Genomic DNA, 16,169 nt, shown 5'->3' with positions numbered 1-16,169 from the left:
GGAGTATGACGACATCGGGTAGGGCGCGGCATACCGTGGCACACATGGGTACGAGCAAAGACAAACCGCGCCGGCGCCCGCTGCGCGCATTGCGACGCACGGCGTCGAACTCGCTGTCGGGGGTTCCGGCACTGCAAGATCCGGCGATTCACGCCTATCTGTCGCGCTCGACGAATGTGTTCTTCCTGGTGGTCGCTCTGATTCTGTGGTCCGTGGCCTGGCCGACGTTACCGATCACCCACGACCTGCCCGCCTACGCGCTGCCGGTGATGTCGGGTGCGGCTGTACTACCGGTGGCTCTCGCCTGGGCGAGCCCGACGATCGGTTGGGGAGTGTCGGTGGTCGCCGCCGTCGTGATGGCGCTGTTCGTGCCGACCGTCGACGGCTGGCCGTGGTCGATTCAAGTCACCCATCTCATCGCGCTGTTGGTCCTGACGTTGATGACGTGTCTTCGCGGGCCGCTGCGTCAAGTTCCGCTGGTCGCCGCGTCCATGATGGTGCTGCTGTGGTTCGTCGCACCCGGCGATCAGCGCGGCGGGTGGATTTTCGCGATCGGATTCATCGCCGTCGTGTCAGCACTGCTGCGCTATCTGTTCGCGTCGCGGCGCCAACTCGCCGAACAAACCGAAGAGACCGAACTGGCGCAGTCGCAACAGGCCGTGCTGCGCGAACGCGCCCGTATCGCCCGCGACCTGCATGACGTTGTGGCACATCGCATGTCGATGGTGGTCGTGATGGCGCAGACCGCGCAGTACCGCCTGCCCGACGAACTCACCCCGGCGACCGTCGACGAGTTCGACGCGATCGCGTCGGCCGCCCGTGAATCGCTCGACGAGGTCCGCCAACTACTCGGAGTACTGCGACTCGACAACGGTGCACTCGCCGCGCCGAATCCGGGTATGGCGGATATCGATTCGCTGATCGCGGCTACCCGCGGCGCCGGCGTCGCGGTGACGTTCACCGACGCGACCGACCATGAGCAGATCGGTGAATCGGCGGCACTCGTCATCTACCGGATCGTGCAGGAGTCACTGGCGAACGCCACCCGGCATGCGCCCGGCGCACAGGTGATGGTCGCACTGGTGGGATCGTCGGAGGCGACCACACTGTCGGTGGTCAACTCCTTCCCGACTGCCGATCCGATCGACGCGGGCGGCAGCGGCGTCGGACTTCTCGGAATGGGTGAACGCGCGAAAAGTGTTGGGGGACAGGTGACTAACGGCCCGACCACGGACGGCGGGTTCGCCGTCCACGCGGTGATTCCGCACCGCGCGCCGGCCGCGCGCGAGACCGCGGACACGCCCGACCTGCGCCGCGACGACCCGGCGGGCGGTTCCGATCGCGTCGACCTATCGAAACCCATTGGAACCGAACAGCTTTCAGTGTCCGGGAGCGGCACCGACGACGATGCATCCGTCGCCGCCGAGGATCCGTCGCACCGATAGACTCTCCACGTGTCGATAACGGTAGTCGTCGTAGACGATCAGGCCATGGTGCGAGCCGGATTTTCCGCGTTGCTGGCCGCGAGCCCCGACATCTCGGTGCTCGGTGACGCCGACGACGGCGTCGCAGCCGTCGAAGCCGTCGCCCGACTGCGACCCGACGTCGTGCTGATGGATGTCCGGATGCCGCGTCGAGACGGGTTGTGGGCGGCCGAGCAGATCATCGCCGGCGGGTCGTCGACGAAAGTACTGATGCTGACCACCTTCGACATCGACGACTACGTGTACGAGGCGTTGCGGATCGGGGCATCGGGTTTCATGCTGAAGGACGCACCCGCCACCGAGCTCACCCGCGCGGTGCGCGTCGTCGCAGGTGGAGACGCATTATTGGCCCCGTCGATCACCAAGCGGCTGATCGCCGAGGTGACGTCGACGCGACGTCGGCCGATGCGCAGCCGTGCCGCCGACGAACTGACGCCGCGGGAGCGCGAAGTGCTCGACCTGGTGGCCGACGGCAAGTCGAACGGCGAGATCGCGGGCGAGTTGTTCGTGTCCGAGCAGACCGTGAAAACCCACGTGTCGAGCGTGCTGGGCAAGCTTGGCCTGCGCGACCGCGCGCAAGCGGTGGTGTTCGCCTACGAGAACGGGCTGAAATAGCCGTAACACACGGTCCGAGGTCGGCGACAGTGGATACGGCGCGCGCAGGCACAGCCATCGCACTACATTTGAACGCATCCACCGAACTGCGCGACCTGAAAGGTGATTCATGGCCAAGCGGCTGGGCATCCTCACATCCGGCGGTGATTGTCCGGGACTCAATGCGGTGATCCGTGGTGCGGTCCTCAAGGGTGATTCCGTCTACGGCCAGGAATTCGTGGGCTTCATCGACGGCTGGAAGGGGCTGGTCGAGGGAAACGCGATTCCGCTCGACCGGCGCTCGGTGCGAGGGTTGTCCAGCCAGGGCGGCACGATCATCGGCACCAGCCGGGTGGGCCCGTATCGGGAGCCCGACGGTGGGGCGGACAACATTCGGCAGCGGATGAAGCGGCTGGGTATCGACGGGATCATCGCGATCGGCGGGGAGGGCACCGCCAATGCCGCCAAGCGGTTGTTCGAGGACGGCGTGAACATCGTCGGGGTGCCCAAGACCATCGACAACGATCTGGCGGCGACGGATTACACGTTCGGGTTCTCCACGGCGGTGGAGATCGCGACGGAGGCGATCGACCGGTTGCGGACGACGGGCAATTCGCATAAGCGGTGCATGGTGCTGGAGGTGATGGGCCGCCACGCCGGGTGGATCGCGTTGTTCTCCGGTATCGCCGGTGGGGCGCATGCGATCTTGATTCCGGAGCAGCCGGAGACGATCGAGCAGATCAGTGAGTGGGTGCGCAGTGTGGTGCATCGCGGTCGGGCGCCGATGGTGGTGGTCGCCGAAGGATTCACGTTTCCGGATATGGATCAGGCGCATTCGACCAAGGGGCTCGATGGGTTCAACCGGCCACGGCTGGGTGGGATCGGTGAGGTGCTTGCCCCGTTGATCGAGGAGCACACCGGGATCGAGACGCGGGCGACGGTGTTGGGGCATATTCAGCGTGGTGGTGCGCCGTCGGCGTTCGACCGGGTGTTGGCGACCCGGATGGGGATGGCGGTCAGTGACCTGGTCGCCGATGAGGGGTGGGGCAAGATGGTCGCCCTGCACGGCACTGACATCGTGCGGGTCGACTTCGCCGACGCGCTGGCCAATCTGAAGACCGTCCCGCCGCAAAGCTACGCCGACTACCGCCAACTCTTCGGCTAGAGTGTGTTTCGCTAGAGCCGATCTTCACGTTCTGAATGGTTGCGGTCGGAGTCTGAGTACAGTCGGATCATGGCCGCAATCAGCCCCGGATCGCCGTCGGCGCTGCGCACGCTGAATCGCTCACGTGTGCTGGAGGTACTCGCCGCCGGATCCGACGTGCATCAGGCCGAGTTGGCGCGGATGACGGGACTCGCACCGGCGACCGTCTCCAACATCGTGCGCGAACTGCACGACGACGGAATGGTCACCACGGTGCGCAGCGGGCGCCGTACCTCGGTGCGACTGGTGCGCCGCAGCGGCTACGTCGTCGGGATCGACGTCGGGCACCGGCACATCGGCGTGGCCGTCGCCGACACCGACGGCACCATCCTCGGCGAGGATTTCCGTCAGCTCGACGATCCGGTCACGGCGTCGAACACGCTACGCCGCGGGCGCCAGATCCTCGACGGCCTGTTCGCCCGGACCGGCGTCGACGCCGAGGACATCACCGCGATCGGCGTCGGAATTCCGGCGCCGGTGGATCGCGCGGGGTTCGTCGGGTCGCCGACGATTCTGCCCGGCTGGGTGGGGGCCCACGCAGCCGACCTGGTCGGCGCGGAATTGGGCGTCGACGCGCCGGTGACGGTCGCCAACGACGCGAATCTCGGTGCGCTGGCCGAACATCGGTTCGGCGTCGGCGTCGGAACGCAGAACATGGCCTACGTCAAAGTCGGGGCCGGGGTGGGCGCCGGGCTGATCGTCGACGGGAGACTGCTCACCGGCGCCAACGGCACCGCGGGGGAGATCGGGCACAACTGCTACGACGAGTACGGGGAGGTGTGCCGGTGCGGAAACCGGGGCTGCCTGGAGACGCTGGTAGCCGCTCCGCAGGTGGTGTCGCTGCTGACCGCCACCCACGGGGTCGCGACCCTCGACGAGCTCGTCCACCGGGCCACCGCCGGCGATCGGCCGAGCGTGCGCGTGCTGCAGGACACCGGGCGGCAGATCGGCCGCGCGATGGCAGATCTGTGCAACCTGATCAATCCGGAACTGATCGTGATCGGCGGTGAGCTGGCCCGCGCCCACGAAGTGCTGCTCCCGTCGATCGAAATGATCATCGCGCGCACCGCCGTGCCCGCGGCGGCGAGTGATCTGCGCTTGTCGGTCGCGCGATTCGAGGGGCGGGCCCAACTGATCGGAGCCGTCGCGATCGCCGTCGATTGCGTATCAGTAATGTTCAAGTAATGAACAATTGAAGAGTTGCTTAAGAAATTTTCAGTCATTGTCTGTACATGAAGCGTTCCAGCTTCTAATGTGAGTTGACTCACATTACGCCCGGCATAAGGTCCGGCGGAGCGAAAGGAACGCAGATGAGCGAAGGCGGTGCGTTGCCCGATGAACCCTCCATCTTCGGCGACGAAGATGAAGGCAGTGGCAAGGGCGTGATTCGCATCGCGTCCGTAGCCGCTCTCGGTGGCCTGCTGTTCGGATACGACAGCGCGGTCATCAACGGCGCGGTGGACGCGATTCAAGTGAAGTTCGACGTTTCGGCTGGAGTGCTCGGCTTCGCCGTCGCCTCCGCACTGCTCGGTGCCGCGGCCGGCGCGATGACAGCCGGCCGCATCGCCGACCGGCTCGGCCGACTGCGCGTGATGCAGATCGCCGCGATTCTGTTCCTGATCAGCGCACTCGGCACCGGTTTCTCGCCGAATCTGGAGATCTTGGTGCTGTTCCGGATCATCGGCGGTGTGGCGATCGGCGTCGCATCGGTGATCGCACCCGCATACATCGCAGAGACCTCGCCCGCGCGAATCCGCGGTCGACTCGGATCGCTGCAGCAGCTCGCCATCGTGCTCGGCATCTTCCTGTCGCTGCTGGTCGACTATCTGTTCGTTCAGCTGGTTCCGCAGTCGACGATCGACGCCGCGGACGCAAAGGTCGACGGCGAGAACATGAAGGCCGCGATGGACCTCGCCACGTCGAAGGGCCTGACGCCCCCGGCGATGACGTCCTCGCCCGACGCGGTTCGAGACTTCATCAGTCAGCACGGCGGGACCGCGGTGAAATACCTTCCGCACGCCGTCATGGACGTCGGCCCCCTCGAGGCATGGCAGTGGATGTTCCTGGCCATGGCCATTCCGGCCATCCTGTACGGCGCCCTGGCCCTCACCATCCCCGAGTCGCCGCGATTCCTCATCTCGCAGCAGCGTATTCCGGAGGCGCGGGCGGTTCTCGAACGTCTGCTCGGCGAACAGAACCTCGAAATCACGATCAACCGTATTCGTTCCTCGCTGAACACGGAGACGAAGCCGTCGTGGAAGGATCTCAAGCGCCCGGCCGGGGGGATCTATCCGGTCGTCTGGGTGGGTCTGCTGCTGTCGATCTTCCAGCAGGCCGTCGGCATCAACGTGATCTTCTACTACTCCAACATCCTGTGGCAGGCCGTCGGATTCAAGGAGAGCCAATCGTTCCAGATCAGTGTGGCGACCTCGATCGTCAACGTTCTGGTGACCATCGTGGCGATCGCCCTGGTCGACCGCATCGGCCGAAAGCCGTTGCTGCTCATCGGTTCCGGCGGCATGTTCGTCACCCTCGGCGTGATGGCGGCGTGCTTCGGCACAGCGACGGTCGTCGACGGCAACCCGAAGCTGGACGGGGCCGCGGGCCCGATCGCACTCGTCGCCGCCAACCTCTTCGTCATCTTCTTCGGTGTCAGCTGGGGTCCGGTCGTCTGGGTGCTCCTCGGTGAGATGTTCCCGAACCGCTTCCGTGCGGCCGCGCTGTCGGTCGCCGCGGCGGGTCAGTGGGCCGCCAACTGGGCGATCACCGTGTCCTTCCCGCCGCTGAAGGACTTCTCCCTCGGCGTCGCCTACGGCATGTACTCCTTGTTCGCGTTGTTGTCGTTGCTGTTCGTGAGCAGATTCGTGCAAGAGACGAAGGGGAAATCGCTCGAAGACATGGATGCGATGGCTGGAATCGTCGACGAACCGGCACCGAAGGCAGGCTGAACCGCTATGCCACGCAAGATCGCAGTACTGGGTCCCATTCCGAAAGACCACATCGTCACCCACCGGGGCGAGGTCTTCGACAAGTACGGGTGTGTCATCTACACGACGGCTGCCCTCGCGTCGATGCTCGGACCCGACGACGTCGTCTGCCCGATCGTGCACGTCCGCAAGGAAGACCGTGCACCGATCACCGAGATCCTCGGCAGGTTCGACAACATCGACATGACCGGCATCCGCGACGACCACGACCGCGGTGACGTCATCGAGTTGATCTTCCGGGATCAGAACTACCGCGACGAGAAGCAGGTCGGCTTCATGCAGCCGATCAAGCCGAAAGACGTGGAATTCGCGCTCGACGCCGACGCGTTCGTGTGTGTTCCGGTGACGGATTACGAAGTGGGCCAACAGACTCTGGCCTACATCCGGCAGAACAGCGACGGAGTGATCTTGCTCGACGGCCACGGCCCGACCGTGTCGTTGACCACCGGCGGACAACGGGTGCCGCGCATGTGGATCGACCGGGACTACTGGCTGCCCAACATCGACATCCTCAAGATGAATCTCGAGGAGGCCGGGTGCAGCTGGTTCCCGCCGCCGGGCGGAGATCCGGACCTGCTCGGCAAAGAATTGCCGCTCGAGCAGCTGCCGGAGTTCGCCGAGCACTGCTTGCGCAAGGGCGTCAAGGCGGTGTGCGTGACGCTCGACGAAGAAGGGTGCCGGGTGTTCTGGCTCGACACCGCAGGGGTGATGCAACAGCAGACCGTTCCGCGTATTCCGGTACAGGAGGTCGTCGACACCACCGGATGCGGCGACTCCTTCGCTGCCGGAATGGGTTTCGGAATGCTGGAGTCGAACGGCGACGTGGTGGCCGCGGCTCAGTTCGGCAACGCGATGGGTGCCCAGCGGTGCGCGGGACGCCAGATCGACGTGTATCTGTCACTGGCGCAGACCAAGGAGCAAATCGAATCCGTGTACGGAAAGGTCGGGATCGGATAGTCATGGATGTTCAGTCGCCGGAGTCACTCGAACTCGCCGCGCCGGCTCAGCGCGGCGCGTGGACGGTCACCGAATCCGGTTGGGATCCCACGCGGGCCAACTACTTCGAGACCGTGTTCACGGTCGGCAACGGACGGCTGGGCACCCGCGGGTCGTTGGAGGAAGGTCACCTCGGCGATGTGTCGGGGACCTTCCTGGCCGGTGTGTACGACGCTCACGATTCGCCGGTCATCGACCTCGTCAACGCGCCGGATTGGCTCAACACGGTGGTGTACGCGGATTCGGAGCGACTCGACGTCGACACTCTCGACGTCGTCGAGCACGAGCGCGTATTGGATCTGAAAACCGGTGTGCTGCATCGTCGTACGGTGTTCGCACTCGGCGACGGCGCGCGCGTCGAGGTGGCCACCGCGCGATTCGCCAGCATGGCCGACCGCAATCAGTGTCGGTTGCGGGTGCGGGTCACCCCGCTCGACCGGGCCGTCGACCTGTCGATCACCACGCGGATCGACGCGCATCGGCGGAACATGGAGTCGCTGCCGATCTACCCGGAGGGCACCACGTTCGACTACGAACGCAAGTGGGACAAGTGGTCGTTGTCGCGGCATCTGCGGGAGAAGGGCCGCGGCTTCACCGGCGACGTCGGGTCGATCGTCACGCAGACCATCGACTCCGACGTCGAGATCGCCTATGCCATGCGGGTTTGCGCGGTCGGCGACCTGACCGGCCGGTCGCGCAAGCAACGCCACGAACGCGTCGAGGAGACCCTGGAGTTCCGCGCCGAGCCGGGGGTCGCCGTCGGCTTCGACAAGGTGGTCGGCATCGCAACCTCACGTGACGTCGGCGTCGAGCGGAGTCCCGCGCAAAGAGCCTCGGCCGCGACGGAATCGGCTGACTTCGATGCCGCGCTGGCGAAGTCCGAAGCGGTATGGGCGCAGCTGTGGGAGTCCTCGGAGTGCGAGATCGTCGGCGACGACCGTGCCGCGCTCGCACTGCGATTCTCGGTGTACCACTTGCTGATCGCGGCCAACCCCGACGATCCGACGGTGAACATCGGGGCCAAGTCGCTGTCGGGTGAGGGCTATCGCGGTCACGTGTTCTGGGACACCGAGATCATGATGCTGCCGTTCTTCCTGTTCACCCAGCCGCGCGCGGCGCGCGCACTGCTGGGCTATCGGCATCACACCCTGCGCGGCGCGCGGGAAGTGGCCGCCGACAGCGGTTTTCGTGGCGCGCGCTATCCGTGGGAGTCGGCCGACACCGGCCGCGAGGAGTGCCCGGTCACCACACCGGACGGAAAGAATCGGTTCTACACGCGCGACGAGGAGTTGCACGTCACCGCCGACGTCGCGTATGCGATCTGCCGCTACGCGGAAGTCACCGGCGACGTCGACTATCTGTACGGCGAGGGAGCCGAAATCCTGTTCGACACTTCGCAGTTCTGGGTGAGCCGCTGTGTCGACGACGGTGACCGAGCGGTGCTGCTGACGGTAATGGGACCCGACGAGTTCCACTCGCATATCGACAACAACGCGTTCACCAACCGCATGGTGCAGTGGCATCTCGAGCAGGCGGTGCGGGTCTATCGGGAGATGGCCGAACACCGTCCCGACGAGCTTGCGCGACTGCGCGACGCACTGTCGATCAGCGACTCCGACGTCGAGGTGTGGGCCGATCTGGCGGCGCGGATCGTCGCACCAGTCGATCCCGACGTCGGGCTCATCGAGCAATTCGACGGATACTTCGAGCGGCTCGAAGTCCCGATCACGGTCTGGGACGAGAACGACATGCCCCAATATCCCGCGGGCTATCACCACTTCAACTGCGAAGACACCACGCTGCTCAAGCAGCCCGACGCGGTGATGCTGATGTTCATGTTGCCCGACGACTATTCGATGGAGACCCGGCGCGCCAACTATGACTTCTACGAGGCGCGGACCCTGCACAAGTCGTCGTTGAGTCCGTCGATCCACGCCATCGTCGGGTTGCAGGTGGGCAACAGCTCCAAGGCCGAACAGTACTTCGCGCGTTCGGCTTTCGTCGACCTCGACGACAACCAGGGCAACACCGAAGAAGGCATGCACATCGCCTCTGCGGCCGGCACCTGGCAGGTCGTCGTCCACGGATTCGCGGGATTCCTCGCGGGCGTCGACGGACTGTCGTTCGCGCCGGCTCTGCCGGAATCGTGGGAGCGGGTGAAATTCTCCATCCACTGGCGTGGGCGAGTGGTGAAGGCCGACCTCGGCCACGACGTCAACCGCTTCACACTGGTGGGCGATGGTGAGCCCGAGGAAATTCACGTCCACGGCGCGGCGGTCGTGCTGACGCCGGGCGTCGAGGTGGAGGTGGAGGCCGTCGCGACCGTGTGAAATCGCAACCGCTACGCGCCGACGTCCTTGCCGAAGTCCACACTCGCCGGGGCGATCGCGGCTGCCGGCACGATCGGCTCGCGCGGGATGATGATCCACAGCAGCAGATAGAGCAGGAACTGCGGACCGGGTAGCAGAACCGAGGCTACGAAGGCGATGCGCACCAGATTCGCGTCCCAGCCGAAGTATTCGGCGATGCCTCCGCATACCCCGCCCAGCCAGCTCTCCGAGCGGGACCGGTACAGCTTGCGGGGCTCGGCCGGGGGAGTGGAGCCGGGGAGGTTGGAAAAGGCGTCGGCGGTCATATCGGGTTCTCCTGATCGTTGTCGGTTGCCGTTGACCACCACGGTAGGTTCGCCGACGTCGGGCCCGCATCGGTGAAACCCCCGACCTGCACCTGAACTCTGGCCGAATACACTGGTGAACATGACTGCGGCGACCACTGACTCACTGCTCGACTACGACGACGTCATCGCGTCCTACGACCCGGTGCTCGGCATGGAAGTGCACGTCGAACTGTGTACGACGACCAAGATGTTCTGCGGCTGCCCGACGACGTTCGGCGCCGAACCCAACACACAGGTGTGCCCGGTGTGCATCGGCCTGCCGGGGTCGCTGCCGGTGGTCAACGCCAAGGCCATCGAGTCGGCGATCCGCATCGGTCTCGCGCTGAACTGCTCGATCCGACCGTCGTCGCTGTTCGCGCGCAAGAACTACTTCTACCCCGACCAGCCGAAGAATTACCAGATCAGCCAATACGACGATCCCATTGCCTACGAGGGCCACCTCGACGTCGTGCTGCCCGACGGTACTCCCTGGCGCGTCGAGATCGAGCGCGCGCACATGGAAGAGGACACGGGTAAGTCGCTGCACATCGGCGGCACCGGACGCATTCACGGTGCCAGTCACTCGCTGCTCGACTACAACCGCGCCGGCGTCCCCCTCGTCGAGATCGTCACCAAGCCCATCGAAGGTGCCGGTGAGCGCGCCCCCGAGGTCGCCCGCGCCTATGTGACCGCGCTGCGCGATCTGCTCAAGGCGCTCGGCGTCTCCGACGTCCGGATGGACCAGGGGTCGCTGCGCTGCGACGCCAATGTGTCGCTGATGCCCAAGGGCGCAACGGAATTCGGTACCCGTACGGAGACCAAGAACGTCAACTCGCTCAAGAGCGTCGAGGTGGCGGTTCGGTACGAGATGCGACGCCAGGCCGCGGTGCTGCGCGACGGCGGTGAGGTGATCCAGGAGACCCGGCACTTCGCCGAAGCCGACGGCACCACCTCGGCGGGGCGTCGAAAAGAAACCGCCGAAGACTACCGCTACTTCCCGGAGCCGGATCTGCCTCCGGTGCAACCGGATTCGGCGTGGGTCGCCGAACTGGCAACCACGCTGCCGGAGTTGCCGTGGGTGCGCCGGGCGCGGATCCAGGCCGAGTGGGGAGTGTCCGACGAGGTGATGCGCGACCTGGTCAATGTCGGGGCGATCGACCTCATCATCGAAACCACCGAAGCCGGCGCACCCGCCGAGGCGTCGCGCAGCTGGTGGGTGTCTTTCCTTGCGCAGCAAGCGAATACGCGCGGGGTGGAGTTGGCCGAACTGGCCATCACGCCGGCGCAGGTGGCGAAGGTGATCGCTCTGGTCGACGACGGCAAGCTCACCAACAAGCTGGCCCAGCAGGTCGTCGCCGGCGTGCTCGACGGCGAGGGGGAACCCGAGCAGATCGTCGCCGACCGGGGACTCGAAGTGGTCCGCGACGACTCGGCACTGCAGAAGGCCGTCGACGAGGCGCTCGCCGCCAACCCCGACATCGCCGACAAGATCCGCTCCGGCAAGGTCGCCGCGGCGGGCAAGATCGTCGGTGACGTGATGAAAGCGACTCGCGGACAAGCTGATCCGGCTCGGGTTAAGGAATTGGTGCTCGCCAGCGTCGGCGTCGAATAGCGTTCGGATACCCGCCCGCCGGGACACAGACAATCGGCGCCCTCCGCACGGAGGGCGCCGATTGTCTGTATCAGCGTTTGTCTTCCTGAGGCGTCGGAGCCAGGAACCGCACGACGCGATCGTCGGTGCTGACGGGCTTGCCCGACTCCCGGTTCACGGTTGCGAACTGGAGCATGCCGTTGGCCAGTCCGGTGATTCGGCCGAGCGCGCCGTACTGGTCTTTGAGCACGACGGTCGGCTTCTGTACGGTCGGCTTCGACTGCGTGGGCTCATTGAGGGCTTCGATGTGCTTGGTGCGCGTCGTCGTGACGTAGATGGCGTTGTTGGTCGCGGCACAGCCGGCGATCTGCGGCTTGTCGGGCCAGGTCCACAGCGGCTTGAGACCGGCCTTGCTGACCACCGACAGGCGATCCTCGGTGGCGGTCTGGTCGGCGAGGTAGAGATTCGACGTCGACAGGCTTGGGCACAACGACACGTTCGAGCCGAGTCCCGAAGCGAGAATCTTCGGTGCGACGTTGCCGCCGGACGTGAGCGAGGTGATCGACAGTAACTTGCCCGCCAACGAGGCCGGATTGTCGGCGGCCGCCGGATCGCCCGCATTGCCGGTCGCGACGATCAGTTCGGTCGGGGAGTTGAAGAACATCGCCCCCATGTTGCCGGTCGGCCCCTTGGGGATGCCCACCAGAATGGGCTTGGCGACGTCGCCGGGCGCGATCCGCACCACCCGGTTGTCGGACGGAGTGGTGATCAGGGCGTAGATCAGCTGATCCTGGCTATAGGTCGGGGACTTCGCGAAGGCGATGAGGCCGCCGTCGCCGGAGCCGTCGACGGAGAAGCTCGCCACTACTTTGTGCTCGCTGTAGCGCTTGGCGGTGATGATCTTGCCGGTCGTCCGCTCGGCGACGACGGTCACCGCGCCATCGGCGTCGCCGGGTACCAGATCACCGGTCGACGCGAGGCAGGTCGTGATGACATTGGGGTCCGGGTCGACGCAGGGCCCGGGGGGCGGCGGCGATTCGGTCTCCGTCGACGGCGGTGTGGTGGACGTGCGGACCGGTACCATCGGCGGCTCGGAGCTGAACTGGCCAGCCTGCGCCTGCCGGTCCTGAACGGAGAAGTCGGTGCAGGCGGTCGCCGCGAGCAATGCGGCCACCAACACCGTGAGCAGCGCGAAACGATACCCGCGCGAACGACCGCTTTCCATGCACACCACAGTAGGGGATCGGTCACCGCGCCCGCGTTTTCGCTGCCGGCCGGGCCGGCACGGTTGCTCTGCGCGGTCGACGAATACGCCCACGCTGGCGTGATTCCTCAGCTGTCGGTGCCGCGACGCGCGGCCCGGCGTCGAGGCCAGGAGCGTCGCATGGGACTAGAGTGGCTCAAGTGAGCAAACGTAACGATTCGTCGGGCCCGGACGCCGACACGGCGACGTCCCCGTACGACGACCCGACGTCGGCGTTCACCGTTCCCGCAGGCCTGCGGCGCGTCGAAGACCTCGACGACATCGACCCCACCGAACTAGCCACGACACCGCTGGTCGTGCCCAGTCGAAGCAAGCTCGACCGGCGGCCCGCCGGCGCGCAGCGATCCGAACAAGCCGACAGCCTCGATGCCGCCGACGACGATGCGATCTCCCGCGACACGTCCCCGCGGGTGGTCAAGCGAGTGCAACCGCGCACCCCGACGCCGATCACCGAACTCGGCGGCGAACCCCCGCTGCCGCTGACGAAACCGCTCGACGACGACGAACCGTACGGCGACCAACCCTATGACGACTCGCCGACCGAAGCCGTCGACTTCGGCGATGTCGGGGCGACGACCGAAGCATTCGACGTCGAGCCGGCGTCGAAGGGCGAAGCCAGGGCCACCCGCGTCGATCCGGTGCCCGACGTCGAGGCCCGGCGCGGAACCCTCGACGCAGGTCTGCTGCTGCTGCGCGTCGCCGTCGGACTGATAGCGCTGGCGCATGGGGCGCAGAAACTGCTGGGCTGGTGGGGCGGTCCGGGACTGAGCGGGTTCGAAGCATTCCTGCTCAACGCGGACAAACCGGCCATCGGCTTCGCGCCGCAGGCCGCGCACTACCTGTCGATCGTCGGGCCGATCATCGAAACGGGTGCCGGCGCGCTGCTGGTACTCGGTCTACTGACGCCGCTGGCGGCATCGGGACTGCTCGGCACGATGATCATCGCGGCAACCTACCGCGTCACCCTGCACGGCAGCTTCTCCTTCTTCGCCGCCGCGGACGGCGTCGAATACGAACTGCTGCTGGTCGTCTGTGCGGCCGCGCTGGTGCTGACCGGGCCGGGTCGAATCGCGCTCGACGCCCGCTGGGGTTGGTCGCGGCGACCGATGTGGGGCTCGCTGGCCTTCCTCGTCATCGGCATCGCGGGAGCGATCACCACGTGGATCGTGTTCAACGGGGTCAACCCGCTGCGCTAACTCGCCCCGGCCGGCCCTACCCGCTGGTTGAGCCGGGCGGAGCGTCCTACCCGCTGGTTGAGCCGTGTCGAAGCGCGCCCCGCCCGCTGGTTGAGCCGGACCGGAGCGTTAGCGAAGGCCCGTGTCGAAACCTCGCAAGTCAACGAAGCCAGCGCATCCAAACAGACCGTGGAACAGCGGAGGATTGACTCACCGTGGTTCGACACGGGCGCGTCTCGCTGCGCTCGGCGGGCCCGGCTCAACCAGCGATTGCTCGGCGGGCCCACCAGCGGATGGGTCGGCGGGCCCGGCCACCGCTCGCCTCTAGTCGACGCGGCGCACGGCACCCTTGTCGGCCGATGTCGCCAACTTCGCGTAGGCGCGCAACGCGGTGGTGACCTTGCGGTCGCGATTCGCCGGCTGCCACGGCCGCTCGGAGGCTTCCATCTTGGCCCGACGTTCGGCCAGCACGTCGTCGTCGACGAGCATCTTCAGCGTGCGGGTCTTGACATCGATGAGGATCTGGTCGCCGTTCTCGACCAGGCCGATGTCGCCGCCCGAGGCCGCCTCGGGGGAAGCATGGCCGATGACCAGGCCCGACGACCCGCCGGAGAACCGTCCGTCGGTGACCAGCCCGCATTTCTTACCCATGCCGGTGCCCTTCATGAAGGCGGTAGGGTGCAGCATCTCCTGCATGCCGGGACCGCCCGCCGGTCCCTCGTAGCGGATCACCAGCACCTCGCCGGCCTGCAATTCCTTCGACAGAATGGCGTGGACGGCGTCCTCCTGGCTTTCGACCACCCGAGCCGGACCCTGGAAGTGCCACAGCGCTTCGTCGACGCCCGCGGTCTTCAAGATGGCGCCGTTCTCGGCGAGGTTGCCGTGCAGCACGCACAGACCGCCCTCGACGGTGTAGGCGTGCTCCTTGTCGCGAATGCACCCGTCGGCGGCGTCGGTGTCCAGCGACTCCCACTGGTTCGACGTCGAGAACGGTTCGGTGGTGCGGACTCCGCCGGGCGCCGCGTGGAAGAGCTTCACGGCCTCGTCGGTGGCGCTGCCGCCCCGAATGTCCCAGTCGGCGAGGTATTCGTCGAGCGATGGCGCATGGACGGGGTGCACATTCCGGTTGAGCAGCCCCCCGCGGTTGAGTTCACCGAGGATCGCGGGGATGCCGCCCGCCCGGTGGACGTGCTCCATGTAGTACTTCGGCGAGTTCGGCGCGACCTTCGCCAGGCACGGAACGTTGCGGGAGATGCGGTCGATGTCCTTCAGATCGAAGTCCACCTCGCCCTCCTGAGCGGCGGCCAGGATGTGCAGGACGGTATTCGTGGAGCCGCCCATCGCGACGTCGAGCGCCATCGCGTTCTCGAACGCCTCACGCGTCGCGACGCTGCGCGGCAACACGGACTCGTCGTCGTTCTGGTAGTACCGCTTGGCGATGTCGACGATGAGGTCGCCCGCCTTGGTGAACAGATCGCGGCGGGCGACCTGCGTCGCCAGGGTGGAACCGTTGCCGGGCAGCGACAGACCGAGCGCTTCGGTCAGGCAGTTCATCGAGTTGGCGGTGAACATGCCCGAGCACGATCCACAGGTCGGACACGCCGAGCGCTCGACCTCGAGCAGTTCCTGGTCGTTGACATTGCCGTCGGCCGACGCGGAGATCGCGTCGATCAGGTCGGTGCCCGGACGGACCACGCCGTCGATGACGACCGACTTGCCCGCCTCCATCGGACCGCCGGAGACGAAGACCGTGGGGATGTTCAGTCGCATCGCGGCGTTGAGCATGCCGGGAGTGATCTTGTCGCAGTTGGAGATGCACACCAGCGCGTCGGCGGTGTGGGCGTTGACCATGTACTCGACGGAGTCGGCGATGATCTCGCGGCTGGGCAGCGAGTAGAGCATGCCGCCGTGGCCCATCGCGATGCCGTCGTCGACGGCGATGGTGTGGAATTCACGGGCCACGCCACCGGCGGCACGCACGGCCTCGGCGACGATGTCGCCGACGTTCTTGAGGTGTACGTGACCCGGGACGAACTGGGTGTAGGAGTTCGCGATCGCGACGATCGGCTTGCCGAAATCGTCGTCGGTCATGCCGGTGGCGCGCCACAATGCGCGGGCTCCGGCCGCTTCACGTCCAACGGTCGTGGTCCGTGACCTCAAGGTAGGCATGGGAATTCCTCTATTGATGTTGTGCCCGCGAGCTGTGCGGGTATACCGG

General features: G+C 66.2%; 11 protein-coding genes and 2 pseudogenes. 10 read left to right on the top strand and 3 right to left on the bottom strand.

Annotated elements, in window-relative coordinates; translation table 11 throughout:
* The first annotated feature begins 44 nt into the window (after positions 1–44).
* The 8 genes and pseudogenes from HH308_RS09115 to HH308_RS09085 all read left to right on the top strand — a co-directional run bounded on the left by HH308_RS09115 (position 45) and on the right by HH308_RS09085 (position 9,595).
* Positions 45–1,445 (top strand): sensor histidine kinase, encoded by a 1,401-nt coding sequence (locus HH308_RS09115; RefSeq protein WP_170193867.1) that lies wholly within the window; start codon positions 45–47, stop codon positions 1,443–1,445.
* A 9-nt stretch (positions 1,446–1,454) separates the two neighbouring features.
* Positions 1,455–2,099: a response regulator gene (locus tag HH308_RS09110; RefSeq protein ID WP_170193866.1), complete on the top strand. Its 645-nt coding sequence runs from the start codon at positions 1,455–1,457 to the stop codon at positions 2,097–2,099.
* 109 nt (positions 2,100–2,208) lie between these two features.
* Positions 2,209–3,243 (top strand): ATP-dependent 6-phosphofructokinase, encoded by a 1,035-nt coding sequence (locus tag HH308_RS09105; RefSeq protein WP_170193865.1) that lies wholly within the window; start codon positions 2,209–2,211, stop codon positions 3,241–3,243.
* A gap of 69 nt (positions 3,244–3,312) precedes the next feature.
* The gene (locus HH308_RS09100; protein ID WP_170193864.1) at positions 3,313–4,467 is read left to right on the top strand and encodes an ROK family transcriptional regulator; all 1,155 of its coding nucleotides are present in this window, start codon (positions 3,313–3,315) and stop codon (positions 4,465–4,467) included.
* A gap of 125 nt (positions 4,468–4,592) precedes the next feature.
* Positions 4,593–5,135: pseudogene (locus HH308_RS30680) on the top strand (MFS transporter); the annotation flags it as partial.
* Between the two features lie 114 nt (positions 5,136–5,249).
* Positions 5,250–6,230, top strand: a pseudogene (locus tag HH308_RS30675) (MFS transporter); the annotation flags it as partial.
* A gap of 6 nt (positions 6,231–6,236) precedes the next feature.
* Positions 6,237–7,226, top strand: a complete 990-nt coding sequence (locus tag HH308_RS09090) for a carbohydrate kinase family protein (protein ID WP_170193862.1) — start codon at positions 6,237–6,239, stop codon at positions 7,224–7,226.
* A 2-nt stretch (positions 7,227–7,228) separates the two neighbouring features.
* Positions 7,229–9,595 carry a glycoside hydrolase family 65 protein gene (locus tag HH308_RS09085; RefSeq protein ID WP_170193861.1) on the top strand — a complete coding sequence of 789 codons (2,367 nt, stop codon included), beginning with the start codon at positions 7,229–7,231 and terminating at the stop codon, positions 9,593–9,595.
* An 11-nt stretch (positions 9,596–9,606) separates the two neighbouring features.
* On the opposite strand, the gene HH308_RS09080 is transcribed toward HH308_RS09085, so the two are convergent.
* Positions 9,607–9,900, bottom strand: coding sequence for a PspC domain-containing protein (locus HH308_RS09080; RefSeq protein ID WP_170193860.1), 294 nt, complete (start codon positions 9,898–9,900; stop codon positions 9,607–9,609).
* Between the two features lie 121 nt (positions 9,901–10,021).
* Between HH308_RS09080 and gatB the strand changes: the two genes are divergently transcribed.
* Complete coding sequence (gene gatB, locus HH308_RS09075) at positions 10,022–11,533, top strand: Asp-tRNA(Asn)/Glu-tRNA(Gln) amidotransferase subunit GatB (protein ID WP_170193859.1); 1,512 nt, start codon at positions 10,022–10,024, stop codon at positions 11,531–11,533.
* 70 nt (positions 11,534–11,603) lie between these two features.
* Here the strand turns inward: gatB and HH308_RS09070 are convergent, their stop codons facing one another.
* Positions 11,604–12,737 carry a PQQ-dependent sugar dehydrogenase gene (locus HH308_RS09070; RefSeq protein ID WP_170193858.1) on the bottom strand — a complete coding sequence of 378 codons (1,134 nt, stop codon included), beginning with the start codon at positions 12,735–12,737 and terminating at the stop codon, positions 11,604–11,606.
* Between the two features lie 179 nt (positions 12,738–12,916).
* Between HH308_RS09070 and HH308_RS30395 the strand changes: the two genes are divergently transcribed.
* The gene (locus HH308_RS30395) at positions 12,917–13,972 is read left to right on the top strand and encodes a DoxX family protein (protein WP_170193857.1); all 1,056 of its coding nucleotides are present in this window, start codon (positions 12,917–12,919) and stop codon (positions 13,970–13,972) included.
* Positions 13,973–14,275: 303 nt separating this feature from the next.
* Here the strand turns inward: HH308_RS30395 and ilvD are convergent, their stop codons facing one another.
* Complete coding sequence (ilvD, locus tag HH308_RS09060) at positions 14,276–16,120, bottom strand: dihydroxy-acid dehydratase (protein WP_170193856.1); 1,845 nt, start codon at positions 16,118–16,120, stop codon at positions 14,276–14,278.
* Between the last annotated feature and the right edge of the window lie 49 nt (positions 16,121–16,169).

Origin of the sequence: Gordonia asplenii (assembly GCF_012933505.1) — a bacterium.
Taxonomy (GTDB): Bacteria; Actinomycetota; Actinomycetes; order Mycobacteriales; family Mycobacteriaceae; genus Gordonia; species Gordonia asplenii.
Note: the sequence above shows the minus strand (reverse complement) of the source record. Positions and strands in the feature narration are given on the sequence as shown.